At 37.7% G+C, this 204-nt stretch carries 1 tRNA gene; it reads right to left on the minus strand.

Features of this window, described 5'->3' with window-relative positions:
- Positions 1–2: 2 nt before the first annotated feature.
- Positions 3–90, minus strand: a tRNA-Ser gene (locus tag CWC04_RS19615).
- Positions 91–204: the final 114 nt, after the last annotated feature.

Here is a 204-nt window from a genome sequence, read left to right on the forward strand (position 1 = left end):
GGTGGAGAGATAGGGATTTGAACCCTAGATAGGCTACAAACCTATGCCGGTTTTCAAGACCGGTGCATTCGACCACTCTGCCATCTCTCCGCACGGCCTGCATAATAGGGAAACCCATTGGCTTTGTGAAGCTTTTTTTTAAAAAAATTGTTTAAGTGCTTAAAAAACAATTAATTTGTTTAAAGATAAAACAAATAATTTCTT

The organism is Pseudoalteromonas sp. S2893, assembly GCF_005887105.1.
GTDB classification, from domain to species: domain Bacteria; phylum Pseudomonadota; class Gammaproteobacteria; order Enterobacterales; family Alteromonadaceae; genus Pseudoalteromonas; species Pseudoalteromonas atlantica.